The following is a 1,213-nucleotide window of genomic DNA, read 5'->3' as shown; positions in this document are numbered from 1 at the left end:
CGCGATGTCGGAGCTAGGCTACATCTGTGAGTCTGCGCCGAAATTCCCATATGCATCCATTGAAATGACTCAGTTAAGAGCGCTTATGGAGAAGCAAAACCGAGATGAATTTACGCCGTTGTGGTGCGGACAAAATTCGTCGGGTTGCAAAGAAGTTTCGGCAGCAGAAATGACACTGTCATTAGTGGAAGGGATTGATTTGAGCTTATGTTCCTCAGACTGATTTGGCCTGAGGAACACATTTCAAGTGAAGGTTATTGAGGCGCTTTCATCGCTTCAGATTTGTCTGAAGTCATAACGAAATGCAGTTCACCACCGTCTTTCAAATCGCTGTGCGCGAAGCTGAAGTTGTCACTCAATTGTTTGCCATTGATGGTCACCGACTTCACGTAGACGCTCTCTTGGCTGTTGTTTTCTGAGGTGATGGTGAATTTACCGTCCGCGACTGGAATCACGGCTTTGTCGAACAGAGGACGACCGATGGTGTAGCTTGCTTCGCCCGGAGTGACTTGGTAGAAGCCCAATGCAGACATCACATACCACGCCGACATCTGACCGACGTCTTCGTTACCAATCAGACCTTCATGGGTTGGGTGGTAGAACTCGTTCATCGCTTGATCGACGATTTCTTGTGTCTTCCAAGGTTCTGCCGTCCAGTTGTATAGGTAAGGCACGTGATGATCTGGCTCGTTACCCATCACGAACTGACCGATGTAGCCCGACATATCGTGTGATTGGCTCGTATCGGCGTTGGAGTCCGCATTAAACAGCGCATTCAAGTTGGCTAAGAATGCTGCTTTGCCTTGTTCGGTTATGTCTTCAGGAAGAGAGAAGTCAGTGCGGTCGATGTGCTCGCCGCCCATCACGTTAGCCAGACCGTTCAAGTTGTGCGGAGCAAACCATGTCCATTGCCATGTGTTGCCTTCAGTAAAGTCTTCGCCTCGGTGTTCGGCGCGGTAAGGCCAGAACACGTCACTTTCGTTGAGTGCTTTGCGGTCTTTACAGCCGTTGTAGTCCATACCGTCTGGGATAGACAGCGCCATGTTCTCGTCCAAACATTCGGCTTTCAGGTTGTTTGCCCAAACCTTGCTGCCGCTGTTCATGTAAGCCGGACGCATAAAGCCCGTCGCACCCAATGCGTTGCCTTTGGTGTCTTGCAGTTTGCCGTATTGTTCTGGGTTGTAATCGAAGTAGTTCTTGAACGATTCAGAGC

The 1,213-nt window shown here is 49.9% G+C and carries 1 protein-coding gene and 1 pseudogene; one reads left to right on the top strand and one right to left on the bottom strand.

Annotation, left to right across the window (positions count from 1 at the left end):
• A pseudogene (locus R7P72_RS25035) lies at window positions 1–223 on the top strand (2-nitropropane dioxygenase); the annotation flags it as partial.
• Between the two features lie 31 nt (window positions 224–254).
• Here R7P72_RS25035 and R7P72_RS25030 read toward each other — a convergent pair.
• Window positions 255–1,213 (bottom strand): glycoside hydrolase domain-containing protein (locus R7P72_RS25030; protein ID WP_318110963.1); only part of this gene is annotated, 959 nt, incomplete at its 5' end.

This window comes from Vibrio sp. Vb0888 (assembly GCF_033338835.1).
In the GTDB taxonomy this organism is placed as follows: Bacteria; Pseudomonadota; Gammaproteobacteria; order Enterobacterales; family Vibrionaceae; genus Vibrio; species Vibrio alginolyticus.
This window is presented reverse-complemented; position numbering and strand designations above follow the sequence as displayed.